The following is a 20,822-nucleotide window of genomic DNA, read 5'->3' as shown; positions in this document are numbered from 1 at the left end:
AGCGGTTATCGCTTGGTGAATCCATCAAGCGCTACGTCCTGACTGCCGTCGGCATTGGTACGTATGCTATAGCGGGTGGGGTAGTAGCCCGGCGTTTCGTACTGAGCCGGTAGTTTGATGGCTTTGTCGAAGCTAGGATTCGTTTTGAGGTAACTCATGGCTACCATCTGCTCCCAGAACGTAACGCGCCCATCGTAGCTCCCATACACGAACGTCTCGGTAAACGGACTTCCTTTAAACTCCGGGCTGGTCATATCCGACCAGTGGGCGCCCATCATGGGTACGCCACCGGGCCCCTTCGCAAAATCGGTCGGCAAATAGACCGAAGCGGGTACTTTATCGAACCTGGCGGCCGTGGCAGCGGTATAAACGGGTATCGCCATCACCTCATTCATCGGCTGCATGTAAAAATGAAAATCGAAGTGAGGTACCGTATAAATACCCGCCGGTTCATGACCCTGAGGATTCCAGTTGATCATGACATGTTTGTAAGGCGTTTTGCTGGTGGCTTCGTCGGGTAGAGCCAGCATATAACTGGTTTCGGGCAACGTAGCGGGCAGATTGTCGTACGCGCCTTTACTGAGTGTGAAACCAATAGACGTTGGGTTACCCTGAGCATCGGGCATGAACCAGGTTTTGGCCGTACCATTACCCATTGTTACGGTTGGTCCGTACAAACGCTGGGGTTGATTGGCAGTATCAGGAGTTGAGCAGGAATAAAGAAAGATAGATAGGATGAGCAGGTAAAGGTAGTTTTTCATAGCTGAACGGCAATTGAAAGAGGAGATCATCAACTGATAATACGATCAGATTGATAAGGGTAAAATTGCCCGATTCCAGTCAGCCTGTGTTAGCTCATTTTCGTCAATCTTTTGCTCATTTTCGATAGTTACTCGTTTTTAAGTACGTCAATGTGCAGAAAAATGACTCATAGTTCCCTGTAAATGGTGAGATGTGTGAGTTTGGTTACTTGTCTTGGCGTTTATCCAGGTAAGTTGGGGGTTCATACGAAGAAGGTGTAACACCAAATTTTTCCTGAAAAACGCGGCTGAAATAAGACAGGCTTTCGAAGCCGACCTGATAGGCTACCACTGAAACGCCCTCTCCCTGGCGCAATAACTCGGCTGCCGCTTCCAGGCGAATCGTACGTATATATTCAACGGCAGTCTGACCGGTCAGAGCTTTCAGTTTACGTACCAGCTGGCTCTGGCTCATGGTCATCAGCTGGCTAAACGTTTCTACCCCGAAGCTACTATCCGCCATTTGTGATCTCACGACAGTAAGCGCCTTGGTCAAAAATAGTTCCTCTTTCGCGGAGTGCCCTGGCTCATTCGGTACCTTGCTCTCAGCGTTGATTTTACTACCGTAGTATTGCTGCAGTCGGACCTGCTTCTGCACTAGATTTCGCACACGGATCTTGAGTTCGGCCTGATTGAAGGGCTTGGTCAGGTAATCATCGGCCCCTAGCTCCAGACCTTCGATGCGATCTTCCACGGTTGATCTGGCGGTTAGCATAATGACCGGAATGTGACTGGTTGTTTCCTGCTGTTTAAGCTGCCGGCAAAAACCTAACCCATCGAGCCGGGGCATCATCAAATCACAGATAATGACGGTTGGTAAGCTGGCTGTAGCTTTCTCCAGCCCATCCTGTCCATCATTGGCTTCGATGATGTGATAATCCGACTCGAACACGCTACGTACATAAGCCCGAATATCCGCGTTATCGTCAATAATGAGTAGTACGTTATCCGTTGTCGGAGCTGTCGAGGACGTATCACTCAGATCAGACGGGGACGTAGTGCTACGTTCTATAGGCTCAGGCAATTCGGAGTTATCACTACGTATCTGCTGCTCAAGACGAACCAGCGGCAAACGAACCGTAAAACTCGTACCAATACCCTCGGTGCTGGCAACGTCGATGGTGCCTCCCAGTACTTTAACCAGTTCATTGACTAGCGATAGTCCGATACCCGTGCCTTCATACATCCGATTAGCTTTACTATCGACCTGATAAAAGCGCTCGAATATGGCTGCCAGATTAGCCGGAGCAATGCCAATACCCGTGTCTTCTACGGTAATAACCAACTCATCGGTGGTTTCTGAGCTAGGATAGTCGATACGTAGCAGAACCTGTTTACCGACGGGTGTGAACTTGAAGGCATTCGAAAGCAGATTGGTTATTATTTTTTCGATTTTATCACGATCAAAACTCGCCTGGACATGGTCTTGCGTTTGTGCGAACGAGAAGCTGATCTGCCGACTCTCGGCCAGCGAATTGAATGAACGCGCCAATGTGCGAATGAAAACGGCAATATCACCCGGTTGTGGCGCTGCCTTGAGCTGATTGGCTTCCAGCTTACTCAGGTCGAGCAGTTGGTTGATCAGGCTAAGTAGCCGATTGCTATTCTGCTCCATCAACGTTACCACTGGCTCGGTCAACGTAACGACCTTTTCAGTCTGAAAACGTCGCTTCAAATCCGTCAGTGGCCCTAAAATTAAGGTCAGTGGTGTGCGGAATTCATGGGAAATATTCGTGAAAAACTGTGTTTTTAACGTATCAAGCTCCGCCAGTCTATTGGTCTCATTCTGCTCAAACACCACCTGTTGTTGGAGTAACCACCGTTGTTTCTGAAATTGATATAGCTGCCAAATGACAAGCAGTACGATACAGAAATACAGCATGTATGCCCACCAGGTTCGGTAAAAAGGAGGGTGGATACGTATGACCAACGGGGCGGATTTGCTCCAGACATCGCCGTTCGTTGACCCTTGCAGCTCAAACGTATACGTACCGCTGGGTAGTTGTGCGTAGTTAGCGAACCGATTGGTACCAGCCTCTACCCAATCCTGATCAATACCATCCAGCCGGTATCGAAACTGATTTTTGGCTGAATTGGTGTAATCCATGACGGTAAATTCCAGCGTCAGTAAGTTTTGGGTATGCGACAAATCGAGCCGATTCGTCTGTTCGATGCTTGCCGGCAGAATACCGTCGGGTGCTCCCACAACTACGGCTTCATTATTAATTTTTAACCCGATAATGTGCACCAGAGGTGCAGAGCCGGACGCAGTGGTTGCTATATCTTTGGATTGGAAGGCAGTTAGTCCATTTACGCCCCCAAAAAGTAGTTCGCCGGATACCGTTTTAAGAAAGGAACCCGTATTAAATTCATCGTCCTGAAGCCCGTCGGTTTTCGTATAATTTCGAAACTTGAGCGTTCTGGGATTAAACTGAGCCAGCCCCCGATTCGTACTCATCCAAAGATTTTTAAACTCGTCTGTCAGAATACCATACACCACTTTATTGGGCAAGCCCTGGGCTTCGGTGAAATGCTGAAACTGACCCGTTTGTTTATCGAGCCTGTCCAGGCCTCCCCCTTTCGTGCTCACCCAGAGGTATTTTTCCGGCTGATCGGGATCGTCGACGGTACTCGACACAAAATCGTTACTCAGACTTTCACGCCTGGAAACATCATTTTTGTATACCGAAAAAGCGGGCTTTGTTTCTGGATGATCAACCCGAACAAGGCCACTCTGCGTACCAATCCAGCACGTACCGCTGCCATCAAAATACAGAGAGTACGTTTCAACTTCTGCGGCTTGCCTGGGCAATAGATGCTGGTAAGAAAATACAGTGAAGGTTTCAGTGGTCGGGTCAAATCGAAGGAGCTTTCCATTCATCGCCCCGATCCAGAGATACCCCGCTTTATCTTCCCGGGTTTGGTTGCCATACCGACCAAAAGCAGTTCCGGATGGCATCGAATACGTTTTCAGCCGTTGCCAATTCTCCGAAAACTTAACGAACTGATGAGTAGTAGCAATGGGTTGGGTACTATTTACGGATGCCCAGAAAAAACCTTGCCGGTCCTGCATTAAATACTTTGACTGCTCGTACAGAATACTGCTGGTATTATCCCGAAAAGGGATCTTTATCCGACGATTACCGGACTGAACTAACTGCCTATAGTCGAACTGATCCCGAACATAGAGTTGCCCCTGTCTATCCTGGAATAGATACGTGAGTGAAGCACTTGGGAGGTACGTCTTAAATTGCTTGATACGTGGACTGAATCGTCGTAGACCATACCCACCCGTACCCACCCAGATATTACCGGTCTTATCGATGAGCAGTTTGGACACCGCAAATACATTCGGGGGCATAACGGCAAATGCATTACGAGCCGACAAGCTATCCTGGGCATAGAGCTGCTCAGGCGACATGAGCCACAAAAAATCGGGCGTTGCCACGGCTATTGTATGGTCGTCCATCGCAACCAGATACACATTGTAGTTTTTGATGGGTGGCAGCCGGATAATCTTGCGTTTGGTCTTCTGCCAGCCAATGAGCGAATTGGCAATGAACCCAAACCAGTAATCGGATCGGTTTTTTTTCGGCGTGACCTGGACTAGGGAAGCCATACTCCCAAATTGGGGAACTTGAGTAACGCCTTCGGGATACTGCCAGTTAATCGTAAACAGTCCTCTGGCGGCACTAACCATCGCTTGTCCGTCGGCATGAAAGACAATATGCGTAGGGGAATCTCGATTGTCGGCGCCAAATAACGGAAATGAGAACCGGCTGAATCGAACCTGTCCGGTGGCATTAGCCTGAGCAGGGAAACCGGTTTTAAGCGAATCGGACAGGGTGATTTTGACGAGTTTATTCTGACTGGTTCCCACCCAGATATTGCCTTCAGGATCTTCATGGAGTGAGACAATTTCGAAATTACCGGCATCGGGCGATGCCGGATCGCTCATATCGATGTAGTAAAACCGCTGCGTTCGGTCATCGTAAAGGTTCAGGCCATTCGTAAGCGTTCCTACCCACAAACGGCCCCGATGATCAACCAGTAGCGTTGAACACGCATTAGACGACAGGCTGTATTTGTTATAGGCATCGTGGGTGAAAACGGTAAAGTTGTAGCCGTCGTACCGATTCAAGCCGTCTTTGGTTGCTGCCCAGATAAAACCCTTCTGATCTTGTTTCAGATCATAGATCATTCCTTGCGACAAACCTTCGGATATGGTAATCTCCTGCCAACCTTTGAGCTGAGCATAGAGTGAGAGAGGCAGTAAGCAAAAAAATAAGAAAAGAAGGCGCATCAACTCATTTGGGCTGGGAAAGCACAAAAAATAGTACTAGTCCATTTTAGTTAAAGCAATTATGATCTCTGTTCTACGTGATGCAGGCGAAAATGGATTTATAGTTAATTGTATTTACGCCAATCAATAACGCTGTGGTATAAACCACTCAGCCTTTACCTCAACCTGATAAACAGGTTGAGATTTTTTACCGTCAGCTAGGTAGGCCAAAAATAGGATGGCCGAAAATGGAGTACTGCTACGTCGATACGACTTAATAAAACACCCTGGACAGTAGAACCCATTCGCCTGAGGTGCAAGTGTTTGGGTGAGACGAATGCAATTCAGAGATAGGCAATCGGCAATTCTTATGTCTGTGGGTTGGCACCACAAAATCATCTTCTCACGGCTTAACTTAAATGAGCCGTAGAGGTAAATTATTTGAGCCGTGGAAGAAAACGGCTTTGTGTTGGGGCCGTGATATTTGCAGTATGAAAAACATTACAAAAATTCAATTAGGCCACAATGGCCCGCTCGTATCCAAACTTGGTTTAGGCTGTATGCGTATGTCTTCCGTCTGGGGTGGCGCTACACCGGACGAAGCAGAAAGTATAGCCACAATCCACGAAGCCTTGGATAACGGTATTAACTTTTTAAATATGGGAGATTTTTACGGTGCTGGCCACAATGAGATGCTGGTAGGTAGAGCGATTAAAGGCAGGCGCGACGATGCTTTCATTAGCGTAAAATTCGGCGCCATCTTTCACAACGGTCAATGGCTGGGGATGGATCTGCGCCCTATCGCGATCAAGAATTTTGTAAACTACTCGCTGACCCGTTTGGGTGTTGAAACCATTGACCTTTACCAGCCCAGCCGGATGGATGGCAGCGTACCAGTAGAAGACATCATTGGAACGGTTGCCGACCTGATCAAAGAGGGGAAAGTGCGTCACATTGGCGTATCAGAAATTACGGCTGACCAGCTTCGTATAGCCAACAGTATTTACCCTATCAGTGCGTTGGAGATTGGCTATTCGTTGGCCGACCGTCAAATAGAAAGCGAACTCCTGCCAACAGCTAAGGAATTAGGCATTGGCGTTGTGGCTTTTGCCAATACGGCCGAAGGCTTACTAACCGGTGAGTTAAAAGCCCCGCTGTCCGAACATGATCATCGGAATCATTTCTCTCGTTTTCAGGGTGAAAACTTACTACATAACTTGGGGAAAGTTGACGTATTAAAGCAAATAGCCAAACATAAAGGGTACACGCCAACGCAGGTAGCCATCGCCTGGGTAAACCAGCAGGGCGATCATATTATGCCGTTAGTCAGTATGAGCCGTCGGTCTCGCTTGCCGGAAAATATCGCAGCGATGGATATTGTATTCACGGCAGAAGAAATGAACCGCTTAAACACGACCTTTGCACAAGGTGCCATACTCGGTGGCACTTATTTACAACGGTAAATGACCAATCCAGCCGACATTCTCCCGGGCGTAATCTTCTATTCTTACCACTCTGCTGAGCGGAAAGAAAAGGTATGTTTCTGGAATCATCATACTTTGATATGCCAGGTTTCAGGACAGTTTACGCTAGAAACATCCGGACAAACCGTTTCGATGAGCGGTGGAGGAATATTGTTGATCGGCAAAAACCAGCTGGGCACGCTCACTAAAACACCGTTGCCCGGTGGGAATTATGAAACCATCGTGATATCCCTGCAGGAAGACCTGTTGCGCAAGATCGCATTAGAAGAAAAGCCCGAAGTAGACCAGAAATACATGGGGCCACCCAATATTCTGATTCCTGCCAACGAATTTCTGCAGGGGTATTTTCAATCTATAATTCCTTACGCACATAGCTCAGGGGCGGCAATGACCGAGGAAATGGGTATCCTGAAAATAAAAGAAGGCGTAAAATTATTATTACTTGCTCTGCCTGGGCTACGTAATTTCCTGTTCGACTTTTCCGCCCCTTATAAGATCGACCTGGAAAAGTTTATGATTAGTAACTTCCATTTCAATGTTCCCATTGAAAAATTTGCTCAGCTCACTGGCCGCAGCCTGGCCTCCTTCAAACGTGATTTCCTGAAAATATTCGGTGCTCCGCCCCGCCAGTGGCTGCAGGATAAACGGTTACTTGAAGCCAGGCACCTCATCGAAACCAAACATCAGAAGCCCTCCGCTATTTACCTCGAATTAGGATTTGAAAGTCTTTCTCACTTCTCTTATTCATTCAAGAAAAAGTTTGGTATAGCGCCTACTTCACTGAATTACGATCATTCTCCAACGTAATGAGTGTATCCATTGGAGACTGGATCTTAATCGGCAAAAAGTGACGTCTGCAAAACAGAGTTATTTCTCTACTGGACTATGTTGTTGCCTGAGTAAGCTAGTAAAGCATTTGACAGCCTTACTTTGTGATTTCATAAGCACAATAATTATGCCTGATCAAGAGGAATTGCCTGGATTAAGTCCCTATCAGGTTATTGTTGATAAAAACTTGAAGAAATTAGTCGAACGAGTCAATCAAGAAATTAAGCGTGGGTATGTATCCGTAGGCGGTATGCAGAGAATTAGCACCTGATGGGGCAAAGTAAGGGCAGGCATTGTGTGATTGATTAAACTGGCAGAATACATGTTGATACCTTGTTTTAAGTAGGATTCTACACGTTATTTGTGGGACTGTTCCTACCGTTTCTTCACTACAATGCGCTGGCTTTTTGCTATTTTTCTATTGGTCCTGGCCACTAGTCAATTAATTTTTGCTCAATACACCTCACTACGTTTATCAACACCTGCTCTACAGATCTGTAAAGGGGCAGACTTTACGTTTAATTTTTTCATTTCAGGAAATAGTGAACCAGCAACTTCATATCGCTTACAGATTAGGTCAGCTAATGCAAATGCATTTCAGGACATTCCTGGAGCCATTACCGCAAGCCCGGCAACTATACGGCTGCCCGATGATTTGGTAATTGGACAATCCTATTCTATTCGGCTGGTATCATCCACACAGGTGTATAGCGATGTGATTGGGCCCTTAGTAGTTAAGGCTGCGCCAACTGCTCAGCTTATTGGAAGTACAGCCGATACCACTATTATTGTACGAGGGGAGTCGACCCAATTAAAAATACTGCTTACGGGCGGAGAGCCTTACGTACTTCGCATAAATGATAGCCTTCGTTTTGAGCAAGTCTATGCATTCAATACCGATAATTCATTTCGGGTTCTTCCCGAAAAAACGACCACCTATCGACTAACGAGTGTACAAAATGCATGTGGTTCCGGGGAAATATCGGGTTCGACCACTGTAAACGTTAGTGCTTTGGGGTTCCGGTTTATGGGCTATCAGTCGTTTAATTTTTGTCCAGGCGATACAATTTATCCAGAGTTCTCAACAAGTACATCGTTAGATCCCTCGACACAATTTTCGGTCGACTGGATACAGAATGATGGTAAAGTCGTAAACACTACTCAGGCCAGTTTTCGTGAACATTCATTGATTATACCTACGCCTAAATCACTCATAAACAGTTATACCAATGGGTTGTCGGCACCTTACCGATTAGTCGTTCGAAATACAACCTTAGCTATTCGGGCCACGTTGCCTAATGTTAATCTCAAGCCAACTCCAACTCTACAATTAATCACCACTTCTTTGTCTGTTCCATTTGGGCACAGAGCCGTTCTATATGCACAGGCCACGAATGCTTCAGGAGCTACGCTGATCATGCAAGACAGCACAACTGTCCCATTAATTGAATCACTTACAACAGGTTCTCACCGCTTCTTTCTACAACCCACAAAAACGGCAGAGTATTCTGTAAAACAGATTTATACGGGGTACTGCCCGGCTTCTGTCCAGTCAGTAGGCAAGATCAATATCTCTGTAACGCCGGGTATTCGACTTGATTCTGTATCGAGAAACCACGTCTGTGCTGGCGATGAGATCTCTCTATTTTACACGTCCAATTTTACGGTCTCGCAACCAGCCAGTGCATTTGTGGTGGAAGCTGGTACTGTTGGGGGAGATGGGAAATTGAGTGTGAACGCTACGTTTCAGGTTTTGCGTATTGAAGCCAATCGATTTGTACTAAAAATTCCCAATGAAACGGCTCCTGCGATTTACTCACTGCAGATAAGGCGTTTGGCCGATACGTTACTCAGTTCAATAGTCAATGGTGTCTATGTGAACACACTACCTACTGCCTCTCATTATTCAGGTTCGCAGAATCTGGCAAAACCAGGTCTGTATAGTATGTATGTCACTACCACAGGCGGTACGGATGGATTGGAGATAACCTTGTCCGACGGTACGTGGCTGGCTGTAAATTCAGGGCTTTGGTCTAATAAATATGATTATACCTTTTCCATTCAAGTTCCGTCAACTAATGTTTATGCAGTAAAATCTGTTCGTAATCAATGTGGCGTCGGGAAGGCGACGGGGAGTGTTAACCTGGCGGTTACTTCGCCTGTTACACCTATTTTGCAGCTAACAAGTGTTGGCCCACGTTTGGAAATACCTAGTCAGGCTGTCCTATGCGCTTCTCAACTTAGTACTGTCCAGTTCGCCAATACAGGCCCTTGGGCAAGTAACGTAACGTATAAAGTTGAAATAAGTGAGAGTAACTCCCAATGGTCTGGGTGGTATGTGGGCAGTGGCAGTACGTCTCCAATTTCTATTCAATTACCGAGTTTCTCAGGATATTTCCGGCTACGGGTCGTAGCCGATAATGGTATTATCAGTAATGAGGTAACCGTTTCTGTATCGCCTACTTTTGCTTCTGGCCAGTTGAGTTTATATTATACTCCGCCTTTAATCGGTTCACAGCAAGGAAGTTCGGTCGTTATTTCGTCTTATCCTAAGTCAGAGGTTTATCTCAATAGCTCGGTTTATTCTGTTCTGATTGGGGCTAGCTCAGGAGCGCTGAATAATAAATGGCTTAGTTATAACTATTCCCTGGGTGAACCCGACCGCCCTGTCATTCCTACGAACTATACCATTAAAGCGGTCTCTAAGTCGTGTATACAGCAGTTCTCGACAAACACCGCTTCTGTCCAGATTGCTCCGTTTCTATTCGGGCAGAGAACTGTAAGCACAAGTTATTGCCCTGGAAATAAGATCGTAACAATACCTTACGTAGCGATTGGCATAATTCCGGCTACTACTCGATTTGTTATTGATGTTGTTGACGAAAGAAATACAACTCGATCATTTCCGGCAACAGGGGGGCCTAACTACGTTCAGGCTTTGATTGATAATCTCATACCCGAAAAGGAATATACGTTTCAGCTAAAGGCTATTCTGGCTAATCAACAAACCATATTGGCTAGAAAAGACCCATCGCCCTATTCCGATAAACTTCGCATTAGTTCGCCTTCAAGCGTTTCTCTTACCGGCGAACGAAAACAGACAGTAGTAGAAATCCAGGCTGATCAATCGACTCTGCTTTACTTTAACGCCAGCAGGAATGTATCGGCTGTTTTATCGGACGGACGGTTTTTTGATAATACGTCAGGAAGTGGCTTTTCTGTTCAGCCAACACGCACGACGAACTATCGAATTCATTCTGCATGGAATGAGTGTGGCTTTATTGAAGCCGCTACGTCGGTTACGGTACGTGTACTGCCTGGTCTACGGTCTTTTGCTCTTTCTTCCGGCAATATCTGCCGAGGCCAAACCATGCCGATCTCATTCCATGCCGTTGGTGATTTTGAGGCTGGCCACAAATTGGGTATTTTTCTACAGCTATCGGGTAGTGATTACTGGCTAAAAATTGCGGAGACAACAGCGCTTGATTTTAACCAGTCCGTTACGTTGCCTAATTCCTTACAAAGTGGACGATATAAAGTTAAGGTCGAAAGTATCTCCTTATCATCAGTTCGTTTGTCGAAAGAAATAGGGTTTGTTTCTATCACAAGCAGGCCTGCTGTGGCTTTATCTGGTACGGTAACGGCTTATGCGAATGATTTTGTTCGATTTTCAATACCTAATTCGGGCGGGGATGCCGGAACTGTAGTGCTGCTGGGAGGAAGTAGGCCTATAACAGCGCAGATAGCCGATAATCAGCTTCAATTTAATGCTGTGGAGTCGGCTACCTATCGAATTACTGAAATCGCAAATAGTTGTGGTGTAGGAGAAGCCACTGGTTCAATTACGGTTAAATTACTCTCGAACGCCAATCAAACACTACGTATCGTTTCCGCACCGTCTATTCTCTGCGCAGGACAAACCGCTCCGATACGTATGTCAAAAACTGGGTCATACGGCAGCACTAATCGGTTTACGGTTCAGTTATCAGATTCAACGGGGAATCAATTTAAGCCCCTTCTAACAACTGCTAATGGCGAATCTCTGACGGTTGTTATTCCTGCCGACATGCCTTCAGGGACGGACTATCGTCTTCGGGTCGTTAGCAGTGATCCAGTTATCGAAGGAGCTTCCAGCCAGCAGTTCATACAACTATCATCGCTGGTCAGCGGTACGTTAACGGGCTCAAATTCGGTTCTGAAAGGCGATACCAGTGTTTTGACGCTTCGATTTAATGGGTTACCTCCCTGGCAGTATGAATTGCAAAATGAATTTGGGTCTCTAGTTGGTCAGGCCCTGAGTTCTCCGCACTATATACGTTTGCCGGTAGATACAAGCAGTATATATAAGTTGGTTGGGGTTAGTACACAACGTTGTGGTGTAGGGCAAGCTTACGGTGAAGCCGTATTAACAGTGTCTCCATTGACAGTCGCAGAGCCATTGTCTTCTGCATCCCTGGAAATCTACCCTAATCCAACGGTAAGTTCTTTATCAATCCGATTGAAAGTGCTTAAAACGATTCCTGTTATGCTTACAGTCAGAGATGTGACAGGTAAGACTAAACTGGTGCGAGAATGGCCTAAAGTTAGTGACGTATTAGAGGACGTTTTATCAATGAACGACTATCCTTCCGGTATATACTTTATAGAATTGGTCAGCGGAGCAACGCGATCAACTTACAAGGTTATCAAAAATTAACGCATCCAAACGTATCGGATATGCCTGGTTTTGTTTGTTTTAGGAATGGAAAGGTGTAAAATAGCTACAAAAAAAGAAGCATGTCTTTTCAGACATGCTTCCGATAATTGACCTGCTATATTTTACAATTAAGCTTTCTCTACGTCAACGGCATTTAAGCCTTTTTTGCCTTGCTCGACATTGAATTTCACTTTGTCCAGCTCGCGGATCTGATCAATCAGACCTGAAGCGTGTACAAAGATATCAGCTCCACCGTTACTGGGGCTAATGAAGCCAAATCCTTTGGTCTCATTGAAAAATTTTACAGTTCCTTCTTGCATTTTCTTATTATTTGAAACGAAGTACGATACTAAAAATGGCAATTCCTAACCCGTGGAATATAATTGCCATTTTTGGTCTATGGATTTTTTCTGTATCTAATCAGAAGAAAATCAACGAACAACGCCGTCAATCAGCTATAAACCGGCCGATAAGCTGAGTTACTGGCTAATGTAGCTCAGTAGGCAACTTATTTTCGATTACTGTGGTTAGCTAATTAGATGTGGCCCGAATCAATCGAAACAGGTAACCAGGTTTCGATTAATTTGGGCTATTAGTTTTTCACCAGTAGTATAATCTAAATAGACGACCAAGAAGGAACCTATGGGCAGATCGCAGGAGACATTTTCAAAGAAAGAAAAAGAGAAAGCCAGACAAAAAAAGCGGAAAGATAAAGAGCAGAAAAAGGAAGATCGTAAAGCCAATCCCAGTAGAGGTACGGATCTGGATACGATGATGGCCTATGTTGATGAAAATGGTAATCTGACCTCTACTCCTCCAGACCCAAGTAGAAAGAAAGCTATAGATCTTGACGATATCGTAATCGGTGTTAGCCGACAAGAAGATATGGCAGAAGTTGCGCCCCGTGAAGGCATTGTAAGTTCGTATACTGAATCAAAAGGATATGGATTTATTAGAGACCTAAAATCGCAGCAAACGGTTTTTTTTCACAAAAATGGGCTTATCGATCCCGTCAGTTTACAGGATAAAGTAAGCTTCCAGATTGAAGCGACACCTAAGGGCCCTAGTGCCATAGAGGTTCGAAAACTAGCCTAGCTTTAACACTCGCTGAGTGCATGATTAGCTAAATAGCAATAGCTGACGCATTTATGCGTTAGTTTAGTAGGGGATAATTTTATCCGGATACGCTCTCCACTTGCATAAACTGGCGGTTGTATTCATTTGACCGTCACGTATATAGCCTTCGTGCTGCCGTTTTTATTTATCAATGCCATTATCTGAGCGTTTTGTGTTCTTTTCCTATATAGCTGTTCGGACTATAGATAGTCTCTGTTACCAGGTTAGCCATAGTCGCTTGGATAATCCGTTACCTGATACGTATTGATCTATAATCTGTCAGGGTATTTTGGTAAGCAGGATATGGTCTGGTTATGAGTGAGTTATTTGATTTATTTATGGCTATGTACTGTCGTTGTTTTTAATAGATAGCCCTAGACTGTTCAGTAACTACAAAAAAGTTGCTCTTGTACCATTCAAAAAGATTAATCTATGAAACAGTCGCTAAAAGCAACCGCTAAAGAAAATCAGCGAGTAGCTCACCAGTTAATCGAGGCCAGTAAGAAGCCATATATGGTGCGTGATATGCCTAAAACGGTGCTTTATTTAACACCAGAGCAGGCCGCAAAACGTACCGATTTGATTCCTCAGTTTATAACTTCTACCTATTAATCGTCGGAAACCGACAAGTAATTGATTAATCTTTCTAACCATGTTTGATTATGAATAAACAAGTATATGTTCAGCAGGTAGCTGACTGGGCCAGAATACGTGGCTATACTGATATATTGGCTAATGTTGATGGCTACGCCAAACCAAAAGCGTACGGGCGTCAGCAGGACGGAGAGTCATTTGTGCCGGATGTAACGGGCAAACAGTTTGACCAAAAGTCCTATTTCGAAGTCGTTCTCAAAACCAATGATACTGACTATCTGATCGCTAAACTAAAGCTGCTGTATCAACTGGCTACGCGGAATGGCGGACAGCTCTTTTTGATGGTACCCAAAGGCCATTCGCTGTTTGCCAAAGCAATTGCCAGCAACAGCCGCGTACCGGCCGAAATAATTGTTCTGCCTGAACGCAAAAAAATCAGCTAATACGTATCCCAATCGCCAGAGTTGTTGGCCTAAACATTACCCTATGGCATTTATTGATAAAGTACTTCAAAAACCATCTTACGGGTGGTCCCATGAAAATGGTGATTTGATTATTCCAACCACAAGTGAGTTGTATGCTGAAGCATTTTCGAGAATAAATGTATTTGCTACGCGAAAGAACTGGATTTCGGGTATTAGCTGGCTAATGGCTGTTTGTCTGATTCCTTTCGCTGTAATGGCTTTTGTTTACTTTTTTTCAGTACCCTTACTGGTGATTGGCCTGCTCTATGGGATGATTATCATGAGTACTCATGGCACCATCTGGTTTCATCGGTATAGTACGCATAAAGCTTACACATTCAGTCATCCAATCTGGCGATTTATTACTCAAAATCTGGTCATCAAAACGTTTCCGGAAGAGATCTACGTGGTTTCTCACCATGTTCATCATGCGAAATCCGACCAGCCGGGAGATCCCTACAATGCTAAGGGTGGCCTTATGTATTGTATGCTATCCGATGTTAATCACCAAAGTATAGCCAAGGATCTAACGGAGGAGGAGTATGGCAAAGTGGCTGGTTTTTTAAAGCATACGGGCGTATGGATGAATAGTTATAAGACATATCTGAAATGGGGCTCAGTTGCTTCGCCTTACTATACAATTGGGCTATGGGCTGTAAACTGGGCATTCTGGTACATGGCTTTCTTTATGATAGGTGGTCATGCGCTGGCTTGTGCCTTATTTACAGGAGCCATGTTTTGGTTTGTTTTGGTACGAGCCTTTAACTACACTGGGCATGGTAAAGGCGAAATAAAACACGTAGAAGGTGTTGATTTCGATAGAAGGAATTTATCTGTTAATCAATTCAGACCGGGTCTTTTTTCCGGTGAATGGCATAATAATCATCATCTGTATCCGAGTAGTGCTCGTGCTGGCTTTCTGCCGTTTCAGTTAGATTTTGCCTGGATCTATATATTTAGTTTATACAAGCTGGGGGCTGTTTCTTCCTATAGAGATAGCAAAGAAGACTTTTTGAAAAAGTATGTCACTCAAAACCAGGAATAGCTTTCGCTTCTGATATCTGGTTGACTGGAATCCAGCCATAGTATATATTGTCGTAATTGATTTTGCTTTGAGCCCCATCATGGGGCTTTTTGCTGTCTTCTACTTCAGATGGCAGTATTGGTGGTTCGTGAAAATAGTGCTTAAAATGCCAGCTACGTAGTAAATAGGGCTCATTCCCGGCTTGTCTATAAACGATCTGATATCAGGATGATTGGTGAGTAATTAATCTTATATTAAAAATAAGTAATAATACTTATTTTTGTTGCGCGTTTTATTACATTTGTAGCCATGACGCAAAACGACAATTTTGAGTAAATAGGGATAGAAACCGGGCTGCTCATAGTGACCCGGTTCTTTGTAAAGAAACGACACACAAGTAAATTATAAGAGGTAAATTGAGCGGGATAAGGCAGGTCTGATTAGACCTGCCTTATTTTTTTGCCTATGGAGACGGTTAAAAACTGCCGTAACTCTATGCCATATCTCACTGTCAGTTAATAGGTCTCTTCGTAAAAGTCAGTGGAAGGCAAGGACAGCTGACGTTACGTATACATAGATCGTTGACTCAATACGTAATGAATAGTTAATGACATGGCCCAATAATTTCCGTGGAAAAAGTTTTTAGGCTGGGGGTAGCTCTATTGTTATGATGATTTATGTATGGTTGGCTTGGCAGTTTATCCACAATTCTGGGTATGTAATCACGAATAAATGTGGAAAAAGTGCCTTATTGCCTTAGCCTCGAACAACTAATACGCCCCAAAGAGCTATATAATGGCAGATTTTCAGGGTTTTCTATTTCTGGTTGTCTTTTTGCTATATCAATACGTAGCAAATAAGGACGTTTATGAAAAAGCAAAATGGAAAATGGGCGGAACAGGTAAAAAAATACCGTTCCCGAATGACCAAAGCAAAAACAGCGGGGCCTAACTATCCTGCGCCCCGTGACGGAATCGTTATGCATATCGACGAATTGAAAGAGAAACTAATGGCTATTCAGGCCAAATTTGGCGTCGACCCCAGCTTGCTCCCGGAAGTTATCCGTGGCTAGCTAATCAGCGCAAAAAAACCGGCTTGACTACCTGTCAGGCCGGTTTTTTTTATGTCTGTACGTGTGGTTAGACGGTAGGTTAGTAAACCAATTATTATGAAGATCAATAAAAAGCCTGGGATTAACTCCCAGGCTTCTTTCATGTCTTAACGTTGAGTATAAAAAGTAATCTATCTATAGCTAAGCTACCACTGTAGCGAACAACTGAAGTTTGATAACTTTCTATAAGCCTAAATCGTACCACTCTTTTGATTGATATGTAATTGCTTGATTATGAGCATTGATCTTGGTAGTTTTGGCAAGGTTTTGCTAAATTATTGTGGGTGATTTTCCCCACTTTTGTATATAGTGCTCGCAACTGTGGTGGAGGTAAAGTTTTATTGAATTAGCCGATCTGCCGAATCCACTTACCAATATCATCGAACATCCCGGTATTAAATGGATATTGCTGACCAGCTTCGTGTCTATGCTGTAAATACGCGGCCATGGTGCCTGCGAGCTGCATACTGTGATTTGTTTTTGCAACAAGCTGGTACGTTGCTAAACCCGGATGCTGACGATTCACAATAGCTGCAATCTGAATATGATCATCTGGCTTAAGGGCATTGCTATCGGCTTCCCCATAAAGAGCCAGCACCGGTGTATGAATAGTTTGCCAAGCGGCATATAAGTTGTGCGCATTCAATTCTTGCCAGAACGTATAGTGTCGACCGAAGATCAGACTGTCTGCTTCATAATCAAGTAGTCGACGTACTAATGGTTCGATAATCGGGTTGGCCGAAACCAACTCTTTGGGTGACTGTTTCTGATAGAAATAACTGTATAAAAAAGGACGTAGTGCCTGCAAGTCAGCTTCCGCCTGCGCTGGTTCTGCTCCTTCCAATATTTTTTGATCACGTATTACGTCCACCATATAATCGTGCCAGGTCCGTAGTACGCCACCAAATACGATTATGCCCCGAGGGCGATACGTTTGTGCAAGAAGCGGAGCCGTAATGCCACCCAGCGAATGACCAAACAGAAAGATACGGCTGGTATCGACCCAATCATAGGTTAACAATCGCTTGTAACCCTGTGTAAAAGCCGCCAATTCGGTATTAAAGCCGGTTGATTGACAAGACGCCGTACCTGTATTATCGCCCATGCCCGGCTTTTCGATCATGAACACGGCAAAGCCCCGTCGAGCCAATTCATCGGTAGCCAGTTTATAGGGATCGCCATCGGGTAAGTAAGCCATAGACAGGCAGGATGTTCCCTGAATAAAGTAGACTACAGGTAATTTTTGGCCAGCAAACGTCTTGGCGCGTTTGACAATGGTTCTTATCTGGCCTGCCTGTTTACCGTTATCTGTAAACGAAAAATGATCGTACGTAAGCGCCAGATCAGCCGATAACGGTATCGGGCGTGGTTTGGCCAGGCCACGTAGCGTTTGAGGATTGCCACCTCGAAGTAGTGTTATACGTAGTGAATCGCCCTCAACAACCTGTTGCGCAAAGGCCATTAGATCGGTGGGAGCTGTGATTGCCTGTTGGTTGATCTGGATCACTACGTCTCCTGGCCGAATCCCGATCTGTTCGGCGGTGGAGCCTGCTAGTACCTGACGTACCCAAACTCCCTGTTTTTTTTTGAGACCACTTATCTGAGCCAGCGAATCGGTTAAGGCAACAGCCGCTACACCCAGTTGGCCGCGCTTCTTTAAAACCTGGCCCGAACTGGTAAACTGGGCTAGTAGGAAAACAGAAAAAAGAATAAAACGGAATGGGGTTAATGATGTCGACAAGGGCATGGGTCCAATTGGCTAATACATTCTTACGTTCTTGTCTATCAAAAATGTAGAGCGTTTTCGGCAAGATCAATGTAGATGAGGGTCAACTGATTGAGCTGCCAGTCGAAGTGAGGGTTTTTCTGGCTGAACAGTAAATGAGTTCGTGTAGACTATGTTTGACGGGCAAATTCAGTCGTTATAGAATCAATAGCTGGCCTACCGGTTAAAAGGAGTTTTTGGCCTACAGGTTTGTTCCTGTTTTCTTTATGGCTGAATACAACTCTTGAAGAACGTAGTAAATGAATAAAATCCTCTGGTTTAGCCTGTGCATGGGTACTGGTTTTTGTCAAGCTCAGCAACGGACATATACGTTGGCCGATATGCCGTTTCAAATAGATTCAACAACTAGTGGCGTTGTGTATAAGGGTACAATCGATGTTCCGGGGGCTTCCGCCGATCAGCTATATACCAGAGCCAAGGCTTTCTTCTGGAGTGCATTTTCGCACGATAACCAGGTTATTAAGGTTGATGATCAGTTAAAAGGAGTTGTTTCCGGTAGAGGAAGGCTCTTTCTGCCAATGACCAGTACACAAGCGGAGTCTTCTTCACGGAGCATTTATTACGAAGTACCTGTTGAGATACGGGTAAACGATGCTCAGTACAGCTACCGTATTGCGGATATATACATCATTGAGAACGGAAAAAGAACCAGACTCGACAACGACATTCGGGCAGACTTGACTACTATTCGGCAGCAGGTGCTGATCGAAGAAGAGTATAACCGGTCGATACGTAGCGTCAGCCCTTTTATTTCCCTGATCAACCAGCTGAAACGGCGGATGAAAAGTCGATCCAAAGTACCATTCCATTCTTAAATAATTGGCTACACGAGTCTGAATCGTACGTCGATTGGCCTCTTGAGCAGCCAATTAGCACGTTGTTGCGATTATGGAGTAACTACATTTAATGTAATGACAAATTTTGCAATCTGTTTATTAGTTAAATAGTATAATATAGGTTACTTTTGTTTGTAGTGCGTTCCGAAATTTGTATCTGATAAGTTATCGACCTGAGAGCTATGAAAAGAGTCAGGCTAGCCGATGAACAATTAGTCAATCTGTTTAAAGACACGAATGACGATGAACCGTTTAAAGCACTCTATGACCGCTACGTAGGCAAGGTCTACAAAACGTGTTTATCTATTACAAAAGACTCCGAAGAAGCTCAGGATTACACGCAGGAGATTTTTATTAGAGTCTTAAGTAAGCTGGATACGTTTCAAAATCGATCGACTTTCTCGACCTGGTTATATGCTATATCGCAGCATTATTGCCTGGACCAATTGAGAATGAAAAAGAAAATGTCTACAGAAACGATTTCGGATGAACTTGATATTTCGGAACCGGATACGGCCGAGTCGGTAGAGAATCGGATGTATGAACTGGAAATTGTTATGAATCAATTACCAGCAGAAGATATAAAATTGCTACGGCTAAAGCACGAGCACGGCATGTCGATTAAAGATATAAGCCAGCAATATCAGATATCGGAAAGTGCCGTTAAAATGCGTTTGAAACGAACGCGGGATAAGTTGCTGAATCTGTATATAGATTATAACCAGTAGAAAAAGAGTAATCTCATAATCAAAAAAATAGCGGCTGGATTTATTGGATTCTTCAGTAAAACAAAACACTACAGAGCAAAATAGATATAAATATTTACGGTATAAGATGCTGCTGTATAATACAAGTTATTTATATAATTTTTGACTGATACGACAAAGAAATAAATAGTGTTGAGAGCTAATTAAAGCAATTAAAACCTTCGGAAAGCTTTAAATCTCTATTGGTTTTGTAGGTAAATAAGATGTGCTTTTATTAGTTAATTGGGTATGACCGCTTGCTCAAACGTATAATTAGACAAACCGGCCAGTATAGCTGTATAAATTGAGCTATATAGAACCAGTGATGGCGTTAATCAATTGATTTGCAGAGGATTTTTGGGGATTGGGACTTGAAATACAGTGTCGAGGTAATTTATCGACTTTACCGATTAATAAGTGGGTAAATTGGTGGATTTGCGAAGCGAAACGAATATACTTTAATTTGTCCCAGTTTTACATTAATCAGTTTTACCACATGAAAAAGTTTCACTTTGCAATTTTACTAGTAATTGGATTACTAGCGAGTAGCCAGTCATTCGCCCAAATGGCTATCGATAAAGGTACCAAATTCATAAACTTGGGTATTGGCGTAGGGGGCTACGGCTATTATACCGGTGGCGGAGTTGGTTTTAACGCATCTGCTGACTTCGGTGTTACGAAGAACATCACCGTTGGTGCTGTAGCAGGTTATAAAAGCTATGGTAGCGTAGCATCCTATAACTACAACTCGTTTGATGTGGGTGCTCGTGGATCTTACCACTTTAACGAACTGCTTAGTTTAGCTACCGATAAAGCTGATTTATATGCTGGTTTAGGTATTTCGTACTATTCTTTTTCGTACGGTGGTTTCTTAGATAATTATGGAACTGTTTACGTTCCTATTCACATTGGTGGCCGTTATTTCTTTAGCGATAACGTTGGTGGTTTTGCTGAATTAGGCTCTAGCCTGGCTACGCTTAAACTAGGTGTTACGTTTAAGTTTTAAGCACAACGTTACTGCACATAAAAAGCGGCTCGTACTTAGTACGAGCCGC

At 44.2% G+C, this 20,822-nt stretch carries 15 protein-coding genes; 11 read left to right on the top strand and 4 right to left on the bottom strand.

Annotated elements, in window-relative coordinates; all coding sequences use genetic code 11:
- Window positions 1-5 precede the first annotated feature (5 nt).
- Together GK108_RS26315 and GK108_RS26310 are read right to left on the bottom strand one after the other, a co-directional pair.
- Entirely contained in the window at window positions 6-761 is a 756-nt protein-coding gene (locus GK108_RS26315; RefSeq protein WP_163954570.1) for a DUF5602 domain-containing protein, read from the bottom strand.
- Window positions 762-966: 205 nt separating this feature from the next.
- Window positions 967-5,103, bottom strand: coding sequence for a hybrid sensor histidine kinase/response regulator transcription factor (locus tag GK108_RS26310; RefSeq protein WP_163954569.1), 4,137 nt, complete (start codon window positions 5,101-5,103; stop codon window positions 967-969).
- 470 nt (window positions 5,104-5,573) lie between these two features.
- Here GK108_RS26310 and GK108_RS26305 point away from each other — a divergent pair, with 470 nt between their 5' ends.
- The 3 genes from GK108_RS26305 (at window position 5,574) to GK108_RS26295 (ending at window position 12,090) form a co-directional block, all read left to right on the top strand.
- Window positions 5,574-6,545 carry an aldo/keto reductase gene (locus GK108_RS26305; protein ID WP_163954568.1) on the top strand — a complete coding sequence of 324 codons (972 nt, stop codon included), beginning with the start codon at window positions 5,574-5,576 and terminating at the stop codon, window positions 6,543-6,545.
- A complete protein-coding gene (locus tag GK108_RS26300; RefSeq protein ID WP_163954567.1) occupies window positions 6,546-7,373 on the top strand; it encodes a helix-turn-helix domain-containing protein in 828 nt (275 codons plus the stop codon). It begins immediately after the preceding gene.
- Between the two features lie 415 nt (window positions 7,374-7,788).
- Window positions 7,789-12,090 (top strand): T9SS type A sorting domain-containing protein, encoded by a 4,302-nt coding sequence (locus tag GK108_RS26295; protein ID WP_163954566.1) that lies wholly within the window; start codon window positions 7,789-7,791, stop codon window positions 12,088-12,090.
- Between the two features lie 128 nt (window positions 12,091-12,218).
- Here GK108_RS26295 and GK108_RS26290 read toward each other — a convergent pair whose 3' ends face one another.
- Window positions 12,219-12,410 carry a cold-shock protein gene (locus GK108_RS26290; RefSeq protein WP_163954565.1) on the bottom strand — a complete coding sequence of 64 codons (192 nt, stop codon included), beginning with the start codon at window positions 12,408-12,410 and terminating at the stop codon, window positions 12,219-12,221.
- Window positions 12,411-12,732: 322 nt separating this feature from the next.
- Between GK108_RS26290 and GK108_RS26285 the strand changes: the two genes are divergently transcribed.
- From GK108_RS26285 to GK108_RS26265, 5 genes are all read left to right on the top strand, one after another.
- Complete coding sequence (locus GK108_RS26285; RefSeq protein WP_163954564.1) at window positions 12,733-13,185, top strand: cold-shock protein; 453 nt, start codon at window positions 12,733-12,735, stop codon at window positions 13,183-13,185.
- A 453-nt stretch (window positions 13,186-13,638) separates the two neighbouring features.
- Entirely contained in the window at window positions 13,639-13,818 is a 180-nt protein-coding gene (locus tag GK108_RS26280) for a hypothetical protein (RefSeq protein WP_163954563.1), read from the top strand.
- Window positions 13,819-13,868: 50 nt separating this feature from the next.
- Complete coding sequence (locus tag GK108_RS26275) at window positions 13,869-14,243, top strand: hypothetical protein (RefSeq protein WP_212592890.1); 375 nt, start codon at window positions 13,869-13,871, stop codon at window positions 14,241-14,243.
- A 43-nt stretch (window positions 14,244-14,286) separates the two neighbouring features.
- Window positions 14,287-15,309 (top strand): fatty acid desaturase, encoded by a 1,023-nt coding sequence (locus GK108_RS26270; RefSeq protein WP_163954562.1) that lies wholly within the window; start codon window positions 14,287-14,289, stop codon window positions 15,307-15,309.
- 847 nt (window positions 15,310-16,156) lie between these two features.
- Window positions 16,157-16,360, top strand: a complete 204-nt coding sequence (locus tag GK108_RS26265) for a hypothetical protein (protein ID WP_163954561.1) — start codon at window positions 16,157-16,159, stop codon at window positions 16,358-16,360.
- 385 nt (window positions 16,361-16,745) lie between these two features.
- Here the strand turns inward: GK108_RS26265 and GK108_RS26260 are convergent, their stop codons facing one another.
- Entirely contained in the window at window positions 16,746-18,146 is a 1,401-nt protein-coding gene (locus GK108_RS26260) for an alpha/beta hydrolase family protein (RefSeq protein WP_163954560.1), read from the bottom strand.
- A 278-nt stretch (window positions 18,147-18,424) separates the two neighbouring features.
- Between GK108_RS26260 and GK108_RS26255 the strand changes: the two genes are divergently transcribed.
- From GK108_RS26255 to GK108_RS26245, 3 genes are all read left to right on the top strand, one after another.
- Window positions 18,425-19,000, top strand: a complete 576-nt coding sequence (locus GK108_RS26255) for a DUF4468 domain-containing protein (RefSeq protein ID WP_163954559.1) — start codon at window positions 18,425-18,427, stop codon at window positions 18,998-19,000.
- 203 nt (window positions 19,001-19,203) lie between these two features.
- Window positions 19,204-19,749, top strand: coding sequence for an RNA polymerase sigma factor (locus GK108_RS26250; RefSeq protein ID WP_163954558.1), 546 nt, complete (start codon window positions 19,204-19,206; stop codon window positions 19,747-19,749).
- Window positions 19,750-20,263: 514 nt separating this feature from the next.
- Window positions 20,264-20,773, top strand: a complete 510-nt coding sequence (locus GK108_RS26245; protein WP_163954557.1) for a hypothetical protein — start codon at window positions 20,264-20,266, stop codon at window positions 20,771-20,773.
- The last annotated feature ends 49 nt before the right edge of the window (window positions 20,774-20,822 follow it).

The sequence above is a fragment of the Spirosoma terrae genome (assembly GCF_010435915.1).
In the GTDB taxonomy this organism is placed as follows: Bacteria; Bacteroidota; Bacteroidia; order Cytophagales; family Spirosomataceae; genus Spirosoma; species Spirosoma terrae.
This window is presented reverse-complemented; position numbering and strand designations above follow the sequence as displayed.

What these genes read in the sequence shown, in the direction of transcription:
- GK108_RS26310 (WP_163954569.1), bottom strand. Translation starts at nt 5,103, where the DNA reads ATGCGCCTTCTTTTCTTATTTTTTTGCTTACTGCCTCTCTCACTCTAT.
- GK108_RS26295 (WP_163954566.1), top strand. Translation starts at nt 7,789, where the DNA reads ATGCGCTGGCTTTTTGCTATTTTTCTATTGGTCCTGGCCACTAGTCAA.
- GK108_RS26270 (WP_163954562.1), top strand. Translation starts at nt 14,287, where the DNA reads ATGGCATTTATTGATAAAGTACTTCAAAAACCATCTTACGGGTGGTCC.
- GK108_RS26315 (WP_163954570.1), bottom strand. Translation starts at nt 761, where the DNA reads ATGAAAAACTACCTTTACCTGCTCATCCTATCTATCTTTCTTTATTCC.
- GK108_RS26285 (WP_163954564.1), top strand. Translation starts at nt 12,733, where the DNA reads ATGGGCAGATCGCAGGAGACATTTTCAAAGAAAGAAAAAGAGAAAGCC.
- GK108_RS26255 (WP_163954559.1), top strand. Translation starts at nt 18,425, where the DNA reads ATGAATAAAATCCTCTGGTTTAGCCTGTGCATGGGTACTGGTTTTTGT.
- GK108_RS26265 (WP_163954561.1), top strand. Translation starts at nt 16,157, where the DNA reads ATGAAAAAGCAAAATGGAAAATGGGCGGAACAGGTAAAAAAATACCGT.
- GK108_RS26245 (WP_163954557.1), top strand. Translation starts at nt 20,264, where the DNA reads ATGAAAAAGTTTCACTTTGCAATTTTACTAGTAATTGGATTACTAGCG.
- GK108_RS26300 (WP_163954567.1), top strand. Translation starts at nt 6,546, where the DNA reads ATGACCAATCCAGCCGACATTCTCCCGGGCGTAATCTTCTATTCTTAC.
- GK108_RS26260 (WP_163954560.1), bottom strand. Translation starts at nt 18,146, where the DNA reads ATGCCCTTGTCGACATCATTAACCCCATTCCGTTTTATTCTTTTTTCT.
- GK108_RS26280 (WP_163954563.1), top strand. Translation starts at nt 13,639, where the DNA reads ATGAAACAGTCGCTAAAAGCAACCGCTAAAGAAAATCAGCGAGTAGCT.
- GK108_RS26305 (WP_163954568.1), top strand. Translation starts at nt 5,574, where the DNA reads ATGAAAAACATTACAAAAATTCAATTAGGCCACAATGGCCCGCTCGTA.
- GK108_RS26250 (WP_163954558.1), top strand. Translation starts at nt 19,204, where the DNA reads ATGAAAAGAGTCAGGCTAGCCGATGAACAATTAGTCAATCTGTTTAAA.
- GK108_RS26290 (WP_163954565.1), bottom strand. Translation starts at nt 12,410, where the DNA reads ATGCAAGAAGGAACTGTAAAATTTTTCAATGAGACCAAAGGATTTGGC.
- GK108_RS26275 (WP_212592890.1), top strand. Translation starts at nt 13,869, where the DNA reads ATGAATAAACAAGTATATGTTCAGCAGGTAGCTGACTGGGCCAGAATA.